This window comes from Stenotrophomonas sp. 1L-E-5-B-C3 (assembly GCF_057292075.1).
Genome location: NZ_JBXAWS010000016.1, coordinates 49,613 through 70,837, shown reverse-complemented (window position 1 = coordinate 70,837; position 21,225 = coordinate 49,613). Strand labels below are relative to the sequence as shown.

The following is a 21,225-nucleotide window of genomic DNA, read 5'->3' as shown; positions in this document are numbered from 1 at the left end:
ATGCCGGAGCGGGTGTGGTCGGCGCGTTGATCCCGATCAGTTTCGCCCGCTGGATGGGCTCAGCGGGTGATGGCAGTACGGATCGCCCGCAGCTGCTGCTTGATGGCCCTTGCCTGCGCCACATCCATGCGCAGCAGGGCTTTCTGCCCGATCGAGCGCGACTGCAGGGTGGCGTCGACGAAGCGGTAGCGGCCACGCTCGTCGCGTTCCACCAACGGCGGCTGGGCCGGCTCCGGGGTGTCCAGCAGGTGGTCGATCACCGCCACCAGACGGTCGTTGAAGTAGCCGTCGGGCCGGCCAAGATCGACATAGGCCTGCTGGATCAGCGGATAGAAGCGCTTGTAGGCGCTGGCGGTCGCCGCCGGATCCAGCGCGGTGAAGGCCTGCACGTAGGGTGCATAGCGCGCCGCGTTGCTGGCGGCGATCCGCTCGCCGCCCTCACCGGGCTCGACCTGCAGGCTGCCTGGCAGCGGCCGCGCGGCCAGCGCGGTGGGTGGCACGCTGGGCTTGTCCAGGTTGTCGACCTGGGTGACCAGGCGCTGGATCAGATGGTCGCGCAACAGCAGGGTCAGTGGTCCTTCGCCCTGGAACAACTGGCTCAGTGCGCCCCAGGCCGCGGCATCGCTGTCAGCCAGTTTCGGCAGCGCTGGATCAGCGGCCGCCTCTGTCTCCAGCGGGTGCCTGATCGGTGGCGGTGCCGGGGCCGGTTGCTCGGCCGTCATTGGCTGTGGAGGTGCAGCGCTGCTGGCGGGAGTGGATTGCACCGGCACCGAAACGCCGTCCGCCAGGCTCTTCAGCTGATCGCGGAACAACCACCCGCCCGCACCGCCGATCACCACCACGCCCAGCACCCAGGGCCATACCGCCTTTCCACTCTGCATGATGCAGCACCTCGTTTTCACACGCATGGAGAAGGTGTGACCCCCCGTGTCTGCGAGGGTTCCCCCTTCGTTCGGCTGCGGTTTGGGTTGGGCAGGACATGCAGCCATGCTCACGCCTGCTTTGCACGCCGCGCGCGAGGCTGTTGCTCTTGTCGTATGGAGACACTGCCATGCAGTACGCGCTGTATTACTGGACCGGCATCCAGGGCCGCGGTGAATTCGTGCGGCTGGCGCTGGAAGATGCCGGCGCCGACTACATCGACATGGCGCGGGTACACGGCGATGCAGTGATGCAACCTTTCCTTGATGGGAAAAGCGAGGGGACGCAGCCATTCGCACCGCCATTCCTGAAGGCCGGCCGCCAGGTCATCGCACAGGTCGTGGCGATCCTGGATTTCCTTGGCCCGACATTGGACCTGGTGCCACAGGCGGCCTCGCGGCGGATGCAGGCGCTGCAGTTGCAGCTGACCATCGCCGATCTGGTGGCCGAGGTGCATGACACCCACCATCCGATCGCCGTATCGAAGTACTACGAAGACCAGAAGAGCGAAGCCAAGGCACGCGCCGCCTCTCTGCGCAGCGAACGGCTGCCGAAGTTTCTCGGCTACTTCGAGCAGGTGCTGGCCGCCAATGGCGGCCGCCATACGCTGCGCGAGCATTCCTACGTGGATCTGTCGCTGTTTCAGCTGCTGAGTGGGCTGGATTACATGTTCCCACGCCGTATGCAGGCACTGGGCCAAACCCTGCCCCTGCTGCGTGCGCTGCAGGAGCGGGTAGCCAAGCGCCCCAACATCGCCGCCTACCTGGCCTCGGAACGACGGTTGCCGTTCAACACCAACGGCATCTTCCGCCACTACCCGGAACTGGATGGGGAGCGGTAGTGCCGGCCGCTGGCCGGCATCTGCACACTGCGTCCGAGGTCCATGAGGATGCCGGCCAGCGGCCGGCACTACCGTGGGGTCAGCTGTTGTCACTCAGCGGCTTCACCGCCTGCTTCTGCAGCGACAGCAGGCCCAGCAGCACTGCCAGTGCCACGTAGGCGCCGGCGAACTGCCAGCTGATGATACGTGCCAGCCCTTCCAGCTCCCAAGGCAGGTAGATGCCACCACGCGGGTCCACCGAGTGGATCAGGCCGAACAGGGTCAGCACCGCGGCCACCAGCAGGAAACCGCAGGCCCGGCGCAGGCGGCCATCGACCATTGCCGCCACCGCCGAGATCCACAGCATCGAGGTGATGATGAAGCCATTGCCGAGGGTGAAGATCACCGCCAGTTCCGGCAGGCCGTGGCCGTCGAGCTTGGTCAGCAGCTGCGGCAGCTGGTCCGGCGCGATCCAGCCCGGCGCCTTGATCGCCAGCAGATAGGCCACCGACGGCAGGAAACCGAACACCATCGCACCGGTGTGGTGGCGCGGCGTGGCCTGGAACGCCTGGGTGGTGATGTCGATGGCCACGTACACGATGATCGGTGCCAGCACCGCCAGCGGCAGCCACTGCACCAGCCCGGAGATGATGCCGAGCATGCCGCCGATGCCGACGAACAGGCCGGTCAGCAGCGTGTAGCCGCTGCGAGCGCCCATGTGCTTGTAGGCCGGCTGGCCGATGTACGGCGTGGTCTGCGCGACGCCGCCACAGACACCGGCCACCAGCGTGGCCACCGCCTCCACCAGCAGGATGTCGCGGGTGCGATAATCATCGCCGGCTGCGCGTGCGCTTTCGGACACGTTGATGCCACCGACCACCATCAGCAGGCCGAACGGCAGCAGCAGCGGCAGGTAGGTCATCGCGGTAGGCAGGCCCTCGAGGAAGCCCAGCGTCGGCAGCGGCAGCACCACCTGCGGCGGCACCCACTCCGGCACGTGGAAGCCCGGTGCGCCCAGCCCGGCCAGGCCAAGGCCGTAATACAGCACGGTGCCGAACACGAAGGCCAACAGCACGCCCGGGCCACGCACCGGCAGCTTGCCCTTGGCGATCAGCACGTACAGCAGCAGGCCCAGCGTGGTGAAGCCGACCAGCGGCGAGCGCAGCGTTTCCAGCAACGGCAGCAGGCCCATCAGCACCAGCGCGATGCCGGCGATGGAGCCCAGCAGCGCGGCCCGCGGCAGCGCGCGGGTGACCGCTTCGCCGAAGAACGACAGCACGAACTTGAGCACGCCCATGATGACCAGCGCGGCCATGCCCAGCTGCCAGGTCGCGATACCCGCAGCATGCGGGTCCATGCCCTGCTGCTTGAAGGCGATGAAGGCCGGACCGAGCACCAGCAACGCCATGCCGATGCTGGTCGGTGCATCCAGGCCGAGCGGCATGGCGGTGACATCATCGCGGCCGGTACGCGCGGCCAGCCGGCGTGCCATCAGGGTGTACAGCAGGTTGCCGACCAGCACGCCGAAGGCGGTGCCGGGGAACATGCGGCCGAACACTACGTCGGCGGGGAACTGGAAGATCCCGACCAGGGCCATGGCGATGAAGCCGAGGATGGAGAGGTTGTCGACGACCAGGCCGAAGAAGCCGTTGAAGTCGCCGGCGACGAACCAGCGACGCGGTGCGGCGGAAGCGGGAGCGGACATGGAAGGGGCGGTGGGGGTGGGGACCGCCGATGGTAGGCCCAGCGGAGCCGGTGCGCCAATTCCGTCGTGGAATGATGGGTTCCAGCCAACGGCGGAGCCCCTCGTGGCTGGGGGTTGGTCGCGGACAGCGGGTTTATCGGAATGGGCCGTGCGGGGTGGCCTGCGCAGGACACGCCGTGAACCCGTCCCTGGGGGCTCGATGGCGCCATCCATGGCGCCAACGGTCCTGCGCAGCCCACCCCGCACAGCCCCTGACAGTTTCCTGCGCGTGCCAGCCACGGAAGAGAATCAAAAGATCAGAAGCAAAGGCAGGCGCTCGTTGTAGAGCCGAGCCCATGCCCGGCTGCTGTACGCGAAGCCTCTCAGCCGAGCATGGCTCGGCTCTACAGAAGATCATTTCGATCATTCCTGCGTTATCCACGCATGGCGTGGATCTACCGTGTCGACCAAGGTCGACACCTACCAACAGCAGCGATGATCTGTCGAAGGCGGGGTGGGTCCGGTTGCGGGGGTGTCCGCGGCATGGGCCCGAGGCATGCCTCGGGCGGGTTGGGCAGGACGCCCAACCCCGGTCTTGCCGTGTGCGCAGGACAGCGCACACGAGCAAGCCGCGGCCAAGCCCCCAAGGACGGGTTTACGGCGTCCCCCGCAACCGGACCCGCCCCGCCATCCCACAGGAAGCCAGCTTTTGCTGTTGCTTTTGAGGTTGCCGGCCAGCGGCCGGCACTACCGTTTCGGCGGGTGCAGGGCGCAGCCCTGCATCGACCAACCCCCTACTTCTTCAGGAAGTTGTCCACCAGCAGATGCTTCACGTCGTCGAAGCGGCCGTTCAACACCGCCTTGGCGGCATACAGCGCCGTACCGGCCACCTGCTTGGCCTCGATCTGCGGCGGCATCACCAGCTCGGCGCGGCTGGTGTGCACATCCAGCAGCGCCGGGCCGCGTTGGGCCAGGAAGTCCTGCACCGCTTCCTCCAGATCCTCGCTGCGGGTCACGGTGCGGCCGTGGAAGCCGATCACCTCGGCCAGGCGGCCGAAGTCCGGGTTCTTCAGGTCGGTGTAGTGATCCAGAAGGCCTTCCACCTTCTGCTCCAGCTCGACGAAATTCAGCGAGCCGTTGTTGAACACCACCACCTTGATCGGCAGATTCTCCTGCACAGCGGTCAGCAGATCGCCCAACAGCATCGCCAGGCCACCATCGCCGGACAGCGAGATCACCTGCCGGCCGGGGAACGCCTTCTGCAGGCCCAGTGCCTGTGGCATCGCATTGGCCATCGTGCCGTGCAGCAGGCTGGTCAGCGTGCGGCGGCGGCCGTTGACGCGGATGTGGCGCAACACCCACACCATCGGCGAGCCTCCGTCGGCGGTGAACAGTGCATCATCGGTGGCGTACTTCGACAGCAGCGCGGTCAGGTGCTGCGGATGGATCAGCTCGCCCTCACCGGGCTGCTCTTCCTTCTCGCGCTTCTTCAGTGCCTTGTCACGGCGCTCGATGCACTCGTCCAGGAAACTGCTGTCCTCGCGCGGCAGCAGCATCGGCAGCAAGGCGTCCAGCGTCGGCGCGATATCACCGACCACGCCAAGGTTCACCGGATGGCGGCGGCCGAGGTGGCTGCCATCGCGGTCGACCTGGATGATCGTGGCCTTGTCCGGGTAGAACTGGCCCCAGGCGAAGTCGGCGCCGAGCAGCAGCAGCGTGTCGCACTCCATCAGCGTGTGGAAGCCGGATTCGATGCCGAAGATGCCGGTCATGCCCATGTTGTACGGGTTGTCCGGCTCGACGAAATCCTTGGCGCGCGAGGTGTGCGCCACAGGCGCCTGCAACCTGCGCGCAAGTTCCAACAACTGCACATGCGCGCCCTGGCAACCGGCACCGGCATAGATGCCGATGCGCTTGCCCTGCCCCAGCAGCTCGGCAATGTGCTGCAGCTCGGCATCGGACGGACGCAGCACCGGCTGGGTGTAGTGCACCGAGAACGGCACATCGTGCTTCACCTCGGTCTCGCTGATGTCAGCCGGCAGGATCACTACGGCGACGCCGCGACGGCTGATCGCGGCCTGGCAGGCCAGCGCCACCACGCGTCGCGCCTGTTCGGCACTGTGCACCTGCTCGCAGAACACCGTGCAGCTGCCATACACCGCCTTGAAATCCACTTCCTGCGGGAACTCCATGCCCAGCTCGCTGGTGACGATCTGGCTGGCGATCAGCACCATCGGCGCCCGGTTGCGGTTGCTTTCGAAGATACCGTTGATGAAGTGCAGGCCACCGGGCCCGCAGGAACCGGCGCAGGCGGTCAGTTCGCCACTTACCAGCGAATCGGCACCGGCGGCAAAGGCCGCCACTTCCTCATGGCGTACGTGCACCCAAGCGATCTCGCTGCCATGCATCGCATCGGTCACATGGTTGAGCGTATCGCCCACGATGCCGTAGCAACGGCGGACACCAGCCTGCTGCAGGGCGTCCACCACGATTTCGGCCACGCGCTTGCTCATCGGATACATCCTCGAACGGGGGAACGTTCGAGGCTAGACCTGATGAAGTGATGCTTCCGCAAAAAAAGGGGACGGAGGGAATTAAGTCGTTTGTGCCGTTAACGACTTAATTCCCTCCGTCCCCTTTTCTTAATCGTTGACGTTGATCCAACCTTCCACCGCGCCCTGCTTCGGGTTGCGGTAGCGCAGCTTCATCCAGCCATCCTGTTCATCCAGCATCTCCACACGGTCGCCCTGCACCAGATAACGCTTGGTGCTGGATGCACCGGGCCGGTCGAACAGGAACAGGCGCGCCGCCAGCACAGAGGCCTGCTGGCCACGCAGCGGTCCGTCGGCGGGTGCACCCAGGCCATCGGCGATGGCGCTCTCCAGCACACGACCAGTGGGATCATAGGTGCGCCAGACTGCCAACGGGCCCTGCTCGTCGGTCTGTTCCCATTGCAGCGCGGCGTTCAGCGTGTCGCCCAGCATCAGCACGCTCTCGCTGCGGTAGAGATAAAGCTTCGCACCTGCAAACCGGTACTGGTCTGCGTACCACATCGGGCCGCTGCGGCAGCTGCTGGTCAGGGTGCGGCTCAGACGATCGACAGTCAGCCCCATCAGGTCACCGCAGCTGTCCTTGCCGTGGGTGTCGGCCTGCAGCGCGCGGAACCCGGCACTGGACGGATCGAAGCGGTACACCGTCACCGCTTCGTTGACCATGCCCACCGAGGCGCGCGCGACCAATTCCGGGTAGCCATCGAAATCGACATCTTCAAGAGACCATCTCGAATTGCCGTCGGCATCGGCCGCGCCCTCAAGCGTCTGGCGCTTGCCTGACGGTGACATCTGCACGGCGATGCTGCCGTCCTGCTGGGGATCGGCGTGCGCCTGCACGTGAGCGGCGACCTGGAACCGTAGCGTCTCGCCGCCGTCCTCATTCGCCTCCGCCGTCGGCAGCCATAGGCCTGCCAGCAGCAGGCCCAACACGTAGTCCCTGTGTTTCATCGTCTATCCCTGTGGCGCCACGATGGCCCCTTCAGGTCAGAACGATACCTCGACCGGCTGCCGCGACCACAGCACCGACTGATGCTTGGTCTGCTGCTTCCACGCCAGGCGGATCGCTTCAATGTCAGCACGGCGCTGCGGGGTGTCCTCGTGCAGCACCACCAGCACCTTGGTGCGCAGGCGATTGGGCGAGGCATCGCCGCGGAACAGCCACTGGCCATAGGCATCGAACACGGTCAGGCCATCCGGGAAACGCGGGGTCACTTCCTTGTCCAGGAAAGCGCGCCACTGCGCCTCGCTGATGGTGTCGGCCTGCGGGCGGTTGCCGGCACCCTGCTCTTCACCCACGCCGAAGTACAGCTCGCTGCGCACCCAGCCGTGGCCGGCGGAGGGGCGGGCGGCATCGCCCTTCAGTTCGGCGGTGGTGGCCGTGGCATAGGCGCTGGGCGCCTGCGAGGACAGGCTGGCACAGCCGCTGGTGGCCAGCAGCACGGCGAAGACGAGGCCAAGGTGTTTCATCGGTACAGCTCCGGGGAAGGGGGACAGAGGCGAGCCGGCAGCGTACAGCGCCACTGGCCCGGCGTGCTGATGCCAGCAGGGCATCAGCTCATGCCGGGACGGCAGGGACTTGCATCGGCACCGGCCATCACGCGAAGATAATATATCGCTTCATCCGGATGGATGTAAGTGAAACTATCTACCCCTTCCCCGTCGTCGTTGTTGCTGGAGCCCCCATGTCCATCCGCCTGCCCGCGTCGCCGCTCGGCCTCGCCATCGCCCTCGCGCTTTCCTCCACCGCCGTCCCGGCTCTGGCCCAGGACGCTACCAACCTCGACACCGTGATCGTCACCGGCACCCGTGCCGCCGACCGCACCGTGCTCGAATCCACCTCGCCGGTGGATGTGCTCACCGCCGAGGACATCCGCAAGGCGGGCGTGGTCAACGGTGAGCTGGGCAGTGCGCTGCAGGCCCTGCTGCCGTCGTTCAACTTCCCGCGCCAGTCCAACTCCGGCGGCGCCGACCACGTGCGCGCCGCACAGCTGCGTGGCCTGTCGCCGGACCAGGTGCTGGTGCTGGTCAATGGCAAGCGCCGCCACCACACCGCGCTGGTCAACACCGACAGCAAGATCGGCAAGGGCACCACGCCGGTCGACTTCAATTCGATCCCGGTCAGCGCGATCAAGCGCATCGAAGTGCTGCGCGACGGCGCCGGTGCGCTGTACGGCTCCGATGCGGTGGCCGGCGTGATCAACGTGATCCTCGACAACGGCGGTGACGGCGGCGAGATCGAGGCCAGCTACGGTGCCCACCACACCGACCTCAAGCCGATCGGCCGCACCCTCACCGACGGCCAGACCGGCAACATCAGCGCCAAGGTCGGCACCTCGCTGGGCGAGGACGGCGGCTTCCTGCGTGTCGGCCTGGAGTACAAGCACCGCAACGGCACCAACCGCGCCGGCTTCGACCAGATTCCGCCGTGGGACCAGACGCCGGACAACCTGGCGCTGCAGGGCAAGCGCAACTATGTGCTGGGCGATGGCAAGAGCAAGGACATCAACCTGTGGCTGAACACCGAAATTCCGGTGGGCCAGACCTCGACGTTTTACGCGTTCGGCACCTTCAACCAGCGTGATACCGAAGGCGCGAACTACTTCCGCTATCCCGATGGCGATGCCAACTGGAAGCAGGTCTATCCGAACGGTTACCGGCCGATCTCCGAAGGCGAGAACCGAGACGTGCAGGCCGTGGCCGGCGTGCGCGGCCAGTGGGGTGAGTGGAGCTACGACGGCAGCCTGGATTACGGCCAGAACGACTTCACCTACCGCCTGCGTGATTCGCTCAACGCGTCGCTGGGCCCAACCAGCCCGACCCGCTTCAAGACCGCTGACTACAAGTACGCACAGACTGTGGGCAACCTCGATCTGAGCCGCGTGTTCACCCAGAGCGACAGCATCAGCCACACCCTGGGCCTGGGCGTGGAAGCGCGCCATGAGCGCTACCAGACCCGCCCGGGTGACCCGGCCAGCTACGCCGCAGGCCCCTACACCGATCGCCCGACCGGCTCGCAGGCCGGTGGCGGCCTGACCCCGCAGGATGCGGCCCGCCTGTCGCGCGATGTCGCCAGCGCCTACGCCAGCCTGTCCAGCCAGTTCGGCGAGAAGTTCTCCACCGATCTGGCCGCGCGCTACGAGCACAACGACGATTTCGGCGGTGAACTGACCGGCAAGCTCGGCCTGCGCTATGAATTCACCCCGGCGTTCGCGCTGCGTGGCGCCATCTCCAACAACTTCCGTGCGCCGTCACTGGCGCAGATCGGCTACGAATCCACCTCCACCGGCTACAACGCCGGCGGCCAGCTTGTGCAGGGCCGCCTGTTGTCGGTCAACAATCCGATCGCACGTGGCCTGGGTGCGCAGAATCTGAAGCCGGAAAAGTCGATCAACACCTCGCTGGGCTTCACCAGCCGCATCGGTGAGCACTTCGACCTGTCGCTGGACTTCTTCCAGATTGACATCGACGACCGCATCGCGCTGTCGGAAAGCATCACCGGCGCTGCACTGACCGACTACGTGGCGGCCAACTACGGGGTCACCGGCCTTCAGAGCGCCAGTTTCTTCGTCAACGCCGCCGATACCCGCACCCGCGGTGCCGAGCTGGTGAGCAACTGGCGGCAATCGCTGGGCGATGGCCAGCTGCTGCTGACCGGCACCTACGCGTACACCAAGACCACACTGAAGAACGTGCTGGCCACGCCGGCACAACTGCGTGCACTGAATCCGGACTACGTGCTGTTCGGTATCGAAGAAACCAATACCCTCACCGATGCCACGCCGCGCACCCGTGGCAGCTTCTCGGCCGCCTGGAGCAACGACCACTGGTCGCTGAGCACCCGCGTGAACCGCTATGGCAGCGCCACCCGCGTGTTCAACTTCGGTGACGGCTACATCCCGCGCCAGACCTACCAGGCCGAATGGCAGCTGGATGCGGAAGTGGAGTACCGCATCACCCCGCAGTGGAGCGTGGCCATCGGTGGCCAGAACCTGACCGACAATTACCCGGATCGATCCAACAGCGATATCCACTACTTCGGCAACCTGCCGTACGACGTGCTGTCGCCGATCGGCAGCAACGGCGCGTATTACTACGGCCGCGTCCGCTATACGTTCTGATCGCATTGGGTGTGATTGCCTTGGGTGAGTGCGGACCGTTGGTCCGCACTGTCTGCGTTCCATGCAGGCTGCCCTTCGTGCCGACCAACGGTCGGCACCCACCGGAGGTGATCGCTCTGGGCGGGTGCGGACCGTTGGTCCGCACGACACGGTAGTGCCGGCCGCTGGCCGGCAACCGCAGGGTGCATCCATGGACCATGACGTTGCCGGCCAGCGGCCGGCACTACCAGATCCGTAGCCTGCCCTCGACCCCACGTACACGCCCGCGCTGGCAAGCTGGGCGTCATGGCTGAACCGCTCCCCCTGCGTCCGCCACCTCCATTGCTGGACGATGCCTGCGCGTTGTTCCTCGATGTTGATGGCACCCTGATCGAATTCGCTGCACGCCCGGATGCCGTGCAGCTGCTGCCCGATGTGCGCGAAGCCATCGGCCGCATCAGCGACCGCCTGGAAGGTGCCGTGGCACTGGTCAGTGGCCGCCCGCTCGAGCAACTGGACCAGTTGTTCGCTCCGCTGCAGCTTCCCGCCGCCGGCCTGCATGGCCACGAACTGCGTGGCGAGGATGGTCGCGTGCTGCGCGACACGCATGATGACGACACCGCCGACTGGCTGCATGCGCTGCACCAGCAGGCAATGCGTTTCGCACATGGGCACCCCGGCGTGCTGGTGGAGGACAAGGGCGTCGGCCTGGCCCTGCACTGGCGCGGCGCACCGAACGCAGCGGCCGATGTGCGCGCCTTTGCCAACCGCCACCTGCGCGGTCGCAGCAGCCATCGCCTGCAACCCGGCGACCATGTGGTCGAGTTCGTGCCGGTCGGCTCCGACAAGGGGCGCGCGGTGCGACGGATGATGCAGTACCTGCCGTTCCGTGGCCGCCTGCCCGTGTTCATGGGGGACGACCTCACCGATGAGTTCGGCTTTGACGCCGCCAATGGCCAGCATGGCTGGAGTGTGCTGGTGGGTGAACGCGAACCCAGCGCGGCGGTGTTCGCACTGCCCGACATACGCAGCGTGCACGCCTGGCTGCGTGAGAATGCCTATTGACCCGGCCAACCCCCACGGCCGCAACCGAGATGTAGCACGTGATGACCCAACCCGATCTTGATCTGGGCGTGGTCGGCAACGGCAGCTTCGGCGCCCTGGTCGACAAACATGCCCGCGTTGTCTGGAGCTGCCTGCCCACCTTCGACGGCGACCCCACCTTCTGTGCCCTGCTCGGCCCCAACCAGCAGACCGGCGGCGACTTCGCCATCGAGCTGGAGGATTTCAGCAGCAGCGAGCAGGAATACCTGACCAACACCGCGATCCTGCGCACCGTGCTGCACGACAGCCACGGCGGCTCGCTGGAAATTCTCGACTTCGCTCCGCGCTGGCGCCAGAACGATCGCTTCTACCGCCCGGTGAGCCTGATCCGCCAGGTGCGTCCACTGGCGGGCAGCCCGCGCATCACCGTACGCGCGCGGCCGCTGGCCGACTGGGGCGCACGCGTACCCGAGTCCACCTGGGGCAGCAACCACGTGCGCTGGATCCTGCCCGAACACGTACTGCGGCTGACCACCGACGTGCCGGTGCGCCTGGTGCGCGACGGCCTGCCCTTCGTGCTCAACCATCCGGTCCACCTGATCCTGGGCGTGGACGAATCGCTCGACCGCTCGATCAGCGGCTACGTGCAGGACGCCTTCCAGCGCACCCGCGACTACTGGCGCGAATGGGTGCGCTACCTGTCCATTCCGCTGGAATGGCAGGACGCGGTGATCCGCAGTGCGATCACCCTCAAGCTCTGCCAGTACGAGGACAGCGGCGCGATCATCGCGGCGATGACCACCTCCATTCCCGAAGCGCCCGGCAGCGTGCGCAACTGGGACTACCGTTACTGCTGGCTGCGCGATGCCGCGTTCGTGGTGCGTGCGCTGAACCGCCTCGGCGCGACGCGCACGATGGAACAGTTCCTCGGCTACATCTTCAACCTGGCCAGCAACGACGGCACCCTGCAGCCGCTGTATGGCATCGGCTTCGAAGCCAAGCTGGACGAGGACGAAGTGCCCAGCCTGTCCGGTTACCGCGGCATGGGGCCGGTGCGCCGCGGCAACCTGGCCTGGGTGCAGCGCCAGCACGATGTCTATGGCAGCGTGGTACTGGCCTCCACCCAGCTGTTCTTCGATCGTCGCCTGCAGGATCCCGGCGACGCGCACACCTTCGCGCGGCTGGAACCACTCGGCGAGCAGGCCTTCGCCCTGCATGACGTACCGGATGCCGGCCTGTGGGAGTTCCGCGGCCGCACCGAAGTACATACCTACACCAGCGCGATGTGCTGGGCCGCCTGCGACCGCCTGTGCAAGATCGCCGTGCGCCTGAAGCGCGATGACCGCGCACGCTACTGGCGCGAGCGCGCCGACACCATCCACGCCCGCATCATGGCTGAGGCCTGGAGCGAAGAACGGGGCCACTTCACCGATACTTTCGGTGGTCACCGCCTGGATGCGTCGTTGCTGTTGCTGGCCGACATCGGCTTCATCGACGCGATGGACGCCCGCTTCGTCGCCACCGTCGAGGCCATCGGCCGTGACCTCAAGCATGGCAACTCGCTGTACCGCTATGTCGCCCCGGATGACTTCGGTGAACCGGAAACCAGCTTCACCATCTGCACGTTCTGGTACATCGACGCGCTGGCCGCGATTGGCCGCATGGAAGAAGCGCGCGAGATGTTCGAGCTGCTGTTGAAGCAGCGCAATCATCTGGGCCTGCTGTCGGAGGACCTGGCCTTCGACAGCGGCGAGGCCTGGGGCAATTTCCCGCAGACCTATTCGCACGTCGGCCTGATCACCGCCGCGATGCGCCTGTCGCGGTCGTGGCAGGAGGCATCGTGAGTCGTCTTGTGGTGGTTTCAAACCGCGTGGCCGTGCCGGGCGAGAACCGCGCCGGCGGCCTGGCGGTGGGCCTGCTGGCCGCGTTGAAGGAACGCGGCGGCATGTGGTTCGGCTGGAGTGGCAAGAGCGTGCGTGATGGCAGTGGCACGCTGCACCGGCAGAAGGACGGCGACATCGAGTTCGTCACCCTGGACCTGAGCAAGCGCGAGGTCGATGGCTACTACAACGGCTTCGCCAACCGCACGCTGTGGCCGCTGCTGCATTTCCGCCTGGACCTGGTCGATTACGATCGCGGCACCCGCGAGACCTACCACAAGGTCAACGCGCTGTTCGCCGACAAGCTCGCACCGCTGCTGCGCGAGGACGACATCGTCTGGATCCACGACTACCACCTGATTCCGCTGGGCGCGATGCTGCGCGAACGGGGCATCGGCTGCCGCATCGGTTTCTTCCTGCACATCCCGATGCCCTCGGCCGACCTGCTGCAGGCGATGCCGGACCATCTGCGGTTGTTCTCGGCGCTGTATGCCTACGATCTGGTCGGCTTCCAGACCCAGCGTGACGCCGACCGTTTCCAGACCTACCTGCGCCTGTTCGGTGGCGGCAAGGTACTCGAGAACGGCGAACTGGAAGCACCGGGGGGACGCCGCTTCCGCGCGGCCGCCTTCCCGATCGGCATCGATACCGAACTGATCGCCCGCCAGGCTGGCACCGCCGCCACCAAGGCAGCGGTGAAGAACCTGCGCGGCAGCCTGCGCGACCGCCAGCTGGCGATCGGCGTGGACCGCCTGGACTATTCCAAGGGCCTGCCCGAGCGCTTCCTCGGCTTCGAGCGCTACCTGGAACGGCATCCGGACCAGCACGGCTCGCTGACCTACCTGCAGATCGCCCCGGTCTCGCGCGGCGATGTCACCGAGTACCGCCAGCTGCGCAGCCAGCTGGAACAGATCGCCGGGCACATCAATGGCGGCCACGCCGCACCCGACTGGACCCCGCTGCGCTACGTCAACCAGAACTTCACCCATGCCACGTTGACCGGCTTCTACCGCGCTGCGGCGGTGGGCCTGGTGACGCCGCTGCGCGATGGCATGAACCTGGTGGCCAAGGAGTACGTGGCCTCGCAGGATCCGGAAGATCCCGGCGTACTGGTGCTGTCGCTGCTGGCCGGTGCCGCCGACGAACTCAAGCAGGCGTTGCTGGTGAACCCGCATGACCTGGACGGCGTCGCCGATGCCATCGCCACCGCAGCAACGATGTCACTGCACCGGCGCAAGGAGCGCTGGCACGCAATGATGGAGCACCTGCGCACCTACGACATCAATCATTGGCGCCGCAGCTACCTGGACGCGCTGGAAGGCTGAGGGAAAAAGGGGACGGAGGGGATTAAGTCGTTTGTGCGCAAACGACTTAATCCCCTCCGTCCCCTTTTTTCTTCAATCCAGGAACCGCGCGGCCTGCTCCGGTGCCGGCAGATAGCAGGCGTCATGCCGCCCGAACCAGCGATAGCGGTTGCGGGCCAGCGCACGGTACGCCGCGTCGCGCCAACTGCGCGGCAGCACGCGCAATGCACCGGTCAGGCGCCAGCCACCGCCCAGTCCTGCCAGCACGCGCAGGATCGCATCTGTATCGATCCAGGCGCCCTGTTCGTCCAGCAACAGGAACGACATCGGGTCCTGCGGGTCCAACCCGTGCGAACGCAGCAGCGCACTGCCCCGCTCGCCCTGCATTGCCGCGAAGCGATAGCGTTCCTTGCGATCAAAGCGCAGCAGGAAGCGCACCCAGCGGTTGCACAGTGCGCAGACACCATCGAACACGATCACCGCGCCGCCCGCTTCGGTGGCGGCTTCACTGCGGTTCGAGCCAGCCTTCATAGCGGATCAGGGCTCCTGCCCAGGGCAAGGTCACATCGACCAGGAAAGTGTAGCGCTGGTCATCCCAGGCCTCGCGGCAACGTACGCCACCAAACCAGCGCGTCGGCAGCGGCAGCAGGCCAAATGCCCAGACCCGCCGCACCGACCAGTCGATGCCACCGTCGCGGGCCTGCAGGTCGAATTCAAAACGCACCGCACCCAACTGCTCGCGCAGATACCCTTCGTGCACCCACAGCCTCGATACCATCGGCCAGCGGCCGAAGCGTCGTGCCCAGCGTTCACCCTGCCCGTGTGCGCTGAACGCCACCTCGGTCGGCAACGCCTCGCCATCCCTTGGCAGCCGCGCCAACGCAGCCAGCAGCGGCACCAGCCAGTGCCGCCCCCTCACGATTCGCGCCTGCCCCACGTAGCGGCAGGGCAGCGGCGCGGCATGCAGTGCCTGCACCGGTGCGGCCAGGGTGGCGAAGGCTGGCCCCAGCACGCGCGCGAACAGCGGCACGCTCAGGGCGCGATCCAGGCCAGCGTTGCCATGCGTCCGGTACGACGGTCGCGCCGGTGCGAATACAGGTCCGGATCGGCCATGGTCGACACCGTGCCGCCGTGAATCTGCGCCGGGTCCATCCCCGCCGCCTGCAGGCGCTGCCGGGCCAGGGCGAACAGGTCCACCTTCCAGTGCCCAGCACGGGTTGCCACGAATGCAGCCTCGGCGGCCGGATCGTGGCCGACGAAGGCGTGATAGACCTCCTCGCCGATCTCGTAGTCGGCAGGTCCGGCCGCCGGGCCCAGCCACGCGCGCAGCTGCGTCGGCGGGGTGTGCATGGCGGCCACGGTGGCCTCCAGCATGCCGTCGGCCAACCCACGCCAGCCGGCGTGCGCAGCGCCCACCTCGCTGCCATCGACGGCGGCGAATACCACCGGCAGGCAATCAGCGGTCAGGATCGCCAGCACCACGCCCGGCACCGAGGTCACCGCGGCGTCGGCGACCGGTTCGCTGGCACCGGCCACTGGCGGCGCGTTGAAGCGCAGTACGGTGCTGCTATGCACCTGGCGCAGCCAATGCGGTGCCGACGGCAGCGCCAGCCCCTGCTGCAGCAGCTGGCGGTTGTGCTCGACGTTGGCCGGGGTGTCGCCATCGGCCGCGTGGCGGTTGCCAAGGTTGAACTGCGCGAAGGGCGCCGGCGAGATGCCGGCACCATGCCGCCGCGTGGTCAGCGCGTGGACGCCCGCAGGCGCCGGCCAGTCCGCCTGCAGCAACGGCAGCGCGGCAGCCATCACCAGCGGTCCCGCTCGCGTGCGGCGAAGGCGTCGCTGTCTTCGCGCAGCACCTTCAGCAGGTGCAGCATGTCGGCCGGCACCGGCGCGGTGTTGCGCACCGTCTCACCGGTGATCGGGTGTACGAACTCCAGCGTCTCGGCATGCAGCGCCTGGCGCTTGAAGCCGCGCAGCGCGGCTACCAGCTCGTCGCTGGCGCCCTTGGGCAGCTTCAGCGCGCCGCCATACAGCGGATCGCCCACGATCGGGTGGCGGATGTGCGCCATGTGCACGCGGATCTGGTGGGTACGACCGGTTTCCAAACGGCATTCCAGTGCGGTATGTGCACGGAAGCGCTCGCGCAGGCGGTAATGGGTCACCGCTTCCTTGCCATCCTCGCGCACGCCCATCTTCAGGCGGTCGCGCGGGTGGCGGTCGATCGGCGCATCGGCAGTGCCGCCGGCCACCAGTGCGCCCATCACAATGGCCAGGTACTGGCGGTGCACGTCGCGTGCGGCCAGCTGCTCGACCAGCGCGGTCTGCGCCTCCAGGGTCTTGGCCACCACCATCACGCCGCTGGTGTCTTTGTCCAGGCGATGCACGATGCCGGCGCGCGGCAGCACCGCCACCGACGGGTCGCGGAACAGCAGGGCGTTGACCAGGGTACCGCTGTGGTTTCCGGCGCCGGGGTGCACCACCAGGCCGACCGGCTTGTTGATCACCAGCAGGTACTCGTCCTCGAACAGCACGTCCAGCGGGATGTCCTCCGGCTGGGCGTCGGTCTGGGTTTCCAGCACCACGGTGAGGGTGACCACCTCGCCGCCGCGCAGCGGATCGCGCGGGCGGGCCTGGGCGCCGTCCAGCAGGACATCGCCGGTCTTGATCCACTCGGTCAGGCGCGAACGCGAGTATTCGGGGAACAATTCGGCCACGACCGCGTCGAAACGGCGGCCGGCAGAGGTGTCGGGGACGATGGCCTGGCGGGCCGATTCAGAGGGTTGTTCAGACATGGCAGGGGGCATTCTTTGAAATTTTGGGGTCCCGGCGGCCGGTTTCAGTCGCTGGACAGGACACTAGGCTATCATCGACCCTTCGTATTCCAGCCGCGTCCCGCCTCGACCTCATGATCCGACGCTCCGTCATGCTCTCTGCGCCCGTCCGCCTCACCGCCCTGTTGCTGGTGCTGGTCATCGCTGCCACCGGCTGCCACCGTGGTGCCAAGAAGGGCGATCGCCCCGATGAAGGGACGCCGGTCGAACAGTTGTACGAGAAGAGCCACAAGCTGATGCAGGGTGGCAACTGGAGCGGTGCTGAGTCCAGCTTCCGCCGCCTGGTGGCCCAGTATCCGTACGGCCCGTACACCGAACAGGCGATGATCGAAACCGCCTATGCCCAGTACAAGGCCGGCAAGCACGATGACGCGGTGTCCAGCATCGACCGCTTCATCCGTACCTATCCGACCCACCGCAACATCGCCTACCTGTACTACCTGCGCGGCCTGGCCAACTCCAACCGCAGTACGGTTTTCCTGCGCCGCGTATGGTCGCTGGATGCAAGCCGCCGCGACCTGTCCACGCCGCACCAGGCGTACTCGGACTTCAACATCGTGGTCGACCGCTACCCGAACAGCCGCTACGCCGCCGATGCGCGCCAGCGCATGCTGGAGCTGCGTGACGTGTTCGCCCAGCATGAGCTGGACAACGCCCTGTACTACATGCGCCGCGGCGCCTGGGTCTCGGCCGCGGGCCGCGCCAACTACCTGCTGGAAACCTACCCGCAGAGCGCCTTCCAGTACGACGCCGTCGCCGTCCTGGCTGATTCCTACACCCACCTGGGCAACAAGACCCTGGCCGACGACGCCCGCCGCGTCCTGCAGCTGAACCAGCCGGACCACCCGTGGCTGGAAGGCAAGTGGCCGAAGTACCCGTGGATGATCCGCAAGCTGAACCCGTTCGCCGGCGAGAAGTCCGCCAGCACCGGCCAGCGCAACGCGCGACTGGAAAAGAAGTAAGAAAGGGCCCCGCAAGGGGCCCTTTCCTTTTGTAGAGTCGAGCCATGCTCGACTGCTCTCCCAGCCCGCCTCCCCGCACCGGGATCGGCATCTAGGAATTCTCCGAATCCCCGGTGGATGCGACGCCGGTCCCAATCGGCGCGGGCAAGGCCCTCCACACTGCGGCGCAACGGCCATCCCGGCCGGCAAGGAGCGCCCCATGTCCCGACCGTCCCGCCATTTGCGGCCGCTGCCCGCCCTGATCGCCTGTGCCGTGCTGGCGCTGGCCGCTGGCCCGCTGGGCGCCAGCCCGGCCGCACCCGGCGACCTGCTCTCTGCGGCGCCCTACCGCGCCAGCTGGGTGCCGTCCAAGGCCGCCCAGGCCTACAAGCTGCACTACCGCACCCCAGACCACCGTGGCCAGTTGGCCGAAGGCACCGGCCTGCTGTACCTGCCGGCCGGCGCGGCTCCGGTCGGTGGCTGGCCGGTGGTGTCGTGGGCACACGGCACCCAGGGCATCGCCGATCGCTGCGCCCCCTCCGTGTCCGGCCCCTACCAGCCTGAACGCGACGGGCGTTTCCTCGACCTGTTCCTGGCACAGGGCTATGCCGTGGTCGCCGCCGACTACCAGGGCCTCGGCAGCCCCGGTGACCACGCCTATCTGCACGTACGCACCGCCGCACGCAACGCCATCGATCTGGTCAAGGCCAGCCATCAGTACCTCGGCCGCACCACGCTGTCGCCGCGCTGGGTGTCGGTCGGCCATTCGCAGGGCGGTGCCGCCGCGCTTGCTGCCGGCCACATCGCAGATGCTTACGGCGGACCATCACTGCGGTACCGCGGCAGCTTCACCACCGGCACGCCCACCGCCGTCGAACTGACCGCGCTGGTGATGAAACCGGACAACCGCACCGCCAATCCCGGCGCGCTCAACGCCTATCACGCCTATCTGCTGGATGGCCTGCTGCAGGTCGCCCCGCGGATCGACCGCGTGCTCAGCGATGAGGGGCGTACACGGGTCGCGCTGGCGCGCAGGCAATGCCTGGGCGAACTGGCCGCCACGCTGGAAGGCGCCGATACCGGCGCGATGTTCACCGCACCGCTGACCGACGTGGCGGGCATCTGGACGTTGCTGCACGACTACCTGGGCGTGCCGCGCCGCGGTTTCAGCCAGCCGCTGATGCTGGGCCATGGCAGCGAGGACCGCGACGTGCCGTACCTGACCACCCTGCTGTATGCCGCGGGGCTGGCCCTGCGTGGAGAGCCCGTGGCATTCCGGCGCTATGCGGTCGACCACCGCGGCACGCTGGATGCGGCGGCAGCCGATGGGCTGGCGTTCGTGCGTGCGCGGTTGGGGGACAGCCCGTTCGACGAAGCCACCGAAACCGCTGGCTTCGAACAGCTGCTCGACGAAGCCCGGTAGATCCATGCCGTGCGCGGATACGCGGTGTACGGGGTTGCCGGCCAGCGGCCGGCACTACCAGATAGCGCCGGGCCATGCCCGGCGGTCTGCCTCAGCCCTTGTAGCCGTTGCTGATCGGGTAACGGCGCTCACGGCCGAACGCACGCCGCGAGACCTTCGGCCCGGGTGCGGCCTGGTGCCGCTTCCACTCACTGATGCGCACCAGGCGCAGCACGCGGTCGACCACGGCCGCGTCGTAACCGGCCGCAACGATCTCCGTGCGCGACTGCTCCTGGTCGATGTAGCGGTACAGGATGCCGTCCAGCACGTCATAGGCCGGCAGCGAATCCTGGTCCAGCTGGTTCTCGCGCAGCTCGGCCGACGGCGGGCGGCTGATCACGGCCGGCGGGATCACCGGCGCACCGCCCACGGTGTTGCGCCACTTCGACAGGCCGAACACCTCGGTCTTGTACAGGTCCTTCAGCGGCGCGTAGCCACCGCACATGTCGCCATAGATCGTGGCGTAACCCACCGCGTACTCGCTCTTGTTGCCGGTGGTCAGCAGCAGGCCGCCGAACTTGTTGGCCAGCGCCATCAGGATCACGCCACGGCTGCGCGACTGCAGGTTTTCCTCGGTCACGTCCGGGGTGGTGCCTTCGAACATCGGAGCCAGCGATTCCATCAGGCCCTTGAATGCCGGCTCGATCGACACCGCTTCCAGCTTCACGCCCAGCGCCTGGCACTGTTCGGCGGCCAGGTCGTTGGACAGGCCAGCGGTATAGCGCGACGGCAGGCGCACCGCGGTGACGTTTTCGGCACCCATCGCGTCCACGGCCATCGCCAGCACGATCGCCGAGTCGATGCCGCCGGACAGGCCCAGCCACACCTTCTTGAAGCCGTTCTTGCGGCAGTAGTCCTGGATGCCACGGGTCACTGCGCGCCACGCCAGCGCGTCCATGCTCTCGTCGCCATCGTCCATCCACACGTGCGGCAGGAAGCGGCGGGTTTCACCGTCGTACTCCACCACCAGCCACTGGTCGACGAAGGCCGCTGCGGCCGGGTGCACGGTGCCGTCGCCATCGGCCACCACCGAGGCACCATCGAATACCAGCGCATCCTGGCCACCGACCACATTGAGGTAGGCGATCGCCGCCCCGCTCTCGCGGGTACGTGCAGCCAGCACGGCGTCGCGCTGGGCATGCTTGCCGCGCTCGTAGGGCGAAGCATTCGGCACCACCACCAGCTGCGCACCTTCGCGCACGGTGTCGGCCAGCGGCTCGGCGAACCACAGGTCTTCGCAGATCAGCAGGCCCACCGGAATGCCGTTGACCTCGAACACGCAGCTGCCGCCGTCCGGGTCGACATCGAAGTAGCGACGCTCGTCGAACACCGCGTAGTTGGGCAGCTCGCGCTTGCGGTAGGTCTGCTCGACCAGGCCATCGCGCAGCACGCTGGCGGCGTTGTAGACCACCGCACCAGCCGCCTGCGGCCAGCCGACCACGGCGGTGATGCCACGGCAGGCAGTCGCGATGCGGGTCATCGCCTGCTCGCATTCGTACAGGAAACCGGGGCGCAGCAGCAGGTCCTCCGGCGGATAACCGCTCACCGCCAGCTCGGGGAACATCACCAGCTCGGCGCCGTACTCGTCGCGCGCCTGGCCGATCATCTCGATGATGCGCTCGGTGTTGCCGGCGACATCGCCGACCGGGAAGTCGAACTGCGCCATCGCGATGCGGATCGAAGCCATGG

At 67.2% G+C, this 21,225-nt stretch carries 17 protein-coding genes; 7 read left to right on the top strand and 10 right to left on the bottom strand.

Translation table 11 applies throughout. The features are described from left to right. Positions 1-59 precede the first annotated feature (59 nt). Positions 60-881: a DUF3014 domain-containing protein gene (locus AC0Z6F_RS18040; protein WP_448123358.1), complete on the bottom strand. Its 822-nt coding sequence runs from the start codon at positions 879-881 to the stop codon at positions 60-62. Positions 882-1,051: 170 nt separating this feature from the next. Here AC0Z6F_RS18040 and AC0Z6F_RS18035 point away from each other — a divergent pair, with 170 nt between their 5' ends. Next, positions 1,052-1,762 carry a glutathione S-transferase gene (locus tag AC0Z6F_RS18035; protein ID WP_485616992.1) on the top strand — a complete coding sequence of 237 codons (711 nt, stop codon included), beginning with the start codon at positions 1,052-1,054 and terminating at the stop codon, positions 1,760-1,762. Between the two features lie 79 nt (positions 1,763-1,841). On the opposite strand, the gene AC0Z6F_RS18030 is transcribed toward AC0Z6F_RS18035, so the two are convergent. From AC0Z6F_RS18030 to AC0Z6F_RS18015, 4 genes are all read right to left on the bottom strand, one after another. After that, a complete protein-coding gene (locus tag AC0Z6F_RS18030; protein WP_485616991.1) occupies positions 1,842-3,446 on the bottom strand; it encodes a SulP family inorganic anion transporter in 1,605 nt (534 codons plus the stop codon). A gap of 773 nt (positions 3,447-4,219) precedes the next feature. Beyond that, positions 4,220-5,938, bottom strand: coding sequence for a thiamine pyrophosphate-dependent enzyme (locus tag AC0Z6F_RS18025; protein WP_485616990.1), 1,719 nt, complete (start codon positions 5,936-5,938; stop codon positions 4,220-4,222). Between the two features lie 129 nt (positions 5,939-6,067). Continuing rightward, complete coding sequence (locus AC0Z6F_RS18020; RefSeq protein ID WP_012511918.1) at positions 6,068-6,925, bottom strand: XAC2610-related protein; 858 nt, start codon at positions 6,923-6,925, stop codon at positions 6,068-6,070. 36 nt (positions 6,926-6,961) lie between these two features. Continuing rightward, a complete protein-coding gene (locus tag AC0Z6F_RS18015) occupies positions 6,962-7,444 on the bottom strand; it encodes a DUF3574 domain-containing protein (protein WP_012511919.1) in 483 nt (160 codons plus the stop codon). Between the two features lie 215 nt (positions 7,445-7,659). Between AC0Z6F_RS18015 and AC0Z6F_RS18010 the strand changes: the two genes are divergently transcribed. The 4 genes from AC0Z6F_RS18010 to otsA all read left to right on the top strand — a co-directional run bounded on the left by AC0Z6F_RS18010 (position 7,660) and on the right by otsA (position 14,323). Next, positions 7,660-10,095: a TonB-dependent receptor plug domain-containing protein gene (locus AC0Z6F_RS18010; protein ID WP_485616989.1), complete on the top strand. Its 2,436-nt coding sequence runs from the start codon at positions 7,660-7,662 to the stop codon at positions 10,093-10,095. A gap of 285 nt (positions 10,096-10,380) precedes the next feature. Further along, positions 10,381-11,139, top strand: a complete 759-nt coding sequence (otsB, locus tag AC0Z6F_RS18005; RefSeq protein ID WP_006386900.1) for a trehalose-phosphatase — start codon at positions 10,381-10,383, stop codon at positions 11,137-11,139. Between the two features lie 41 nt (positions 11,140-11,180). Continuing rightward, positions 11,181-12,962 carry a glycoside hydrolase family 15 protein gene (locus AC0Z6F_RS18000; protein WP_006386902.1) on the top strand — a complete coding sequence of 594 codons (1,782 nt, stop codon included), beginning with the start codon at positions 11,181-11,183 and terminating at the stop codon, positions 12,960-12,962. After that, entirely contained in the window at positions 12,959-14,323 is a 1,365-nt protein-coding gene (otsA, locus tag AC0Z6F_RS17995; RefSeq protein WP_006386904.1) for an alpha,alpha-trehalose-phosphate synthase (UDP-forming), read from the top strand. Before AC0Z6F_RS18000 ends, otsA begins: the two co-directional genes overlap by 4 nt. 72 nt (positions 14,324-14,395) lie before the next feature. Here otsA and AC0Z6F_RS17990 read toward each other — a convergent pair whose 3' ends face one another. The 4 genes from AC0Z6F_RS17990 to rluD are packed head-to-tail and all read right to left on the bottom strand — an operon-like array spanning position 14,396 to position 17,094. After that, positions 14,396-14,833: a thiol-disulfide oxidoreductase DCC family protein gene (locus AC0Z6F_RS17990; protein ID WP_065723852.1), complete on the bottom strand. Its 438-nt coding sequence runs from the start codon at positions 14,831-14,833 to the stop codon at positions 14,396-14,398. Beyond that, entirely contained in the window at positions 14,808-15,332 is a 525-nt protein-coding gene (locus AC0Z6F_RS17985; protein ID WP_485616986.1) for a DUF4166 domain-containing protein, read from the bottom strand. The genes AC0Z6F_RS17990 and AC0Z6F_RS17985 overlap by 26 nt, the downstream gene beginning before the upstream one ends. 2 nt (positions 15,333-15,334) lie before the next feature. Then, the gene (gene pgeF, locus AC0Z6F_RS17980) at positions 15,335-16,105 is read right to left on the bottom strand and encodes a peptidoglycan editing factor PgeF (protein WP_012511922.1); all 771 of its coding nucleotides are present in this window, start codon (positions 16,103-16,105) and stop codon (positions 15,335-15,337) included. Then, on the bottom strand, positions 16,105-17,094 hold the full coding sequence (rluD, locus tag AC0Z6F_RS17975) for a 23S rRNA pseudouridine(1911/1915/1917) synthase RluD (RefSeq protein ID WP_080103094.1): 990 nt from the start codon (positions 17,092-17,094) through the stop codon (positions 16,105-16,107). Before rluD ends, pgeF begins: the two co-directional genes overlap by 1 nt. Positions 17,095-17,207: 113 nt before the next feature. On the opposite strand from rluD, the gene AC0Z6F_RS17970 reads away from it, so the two are divergent. Further along, a complete protein-coding gene (locus AC0Z6F_RS17970) occupies positions 17,208-18,095 on the top strand; it encodes an outer membrane protein assembly factor BamD (protein WP_006386922.1) in 888 nt (295 codons plus the stop codon). A gap of 199 nt (positions 18,096-18,294) precedes the next feature. Beyond that, a complete protein-coding gene (locus AC0Z6F_RS17965; protein ID WP_485616985.1) occupies positions 18,295-19,497 on the top strand; it encodes a lipase family protein in 1,203 nt (400 codons plus the stop codon). Positions 19,498-19,588: 91 nt separating this feature from the next. Here the strand turns inward: AC0Z6F_RS17965 and AC0Z6F_RS17960 are convergent, their stop codons facing one another. Beyond that, positions 19,589-21,223: an NAD+ synthase gene (locus AC0Z6F_RS17960; protein ID WP_012511926.1), complete on the bottom strand. Its 1,635-nt coding sequence runs from the start codon at positions 21,221-21,223 to the stop codon at positions 19,589-19,591. Between the last annotated feature and the right edge of the window lie 2 nt (positions 21,224-21,225).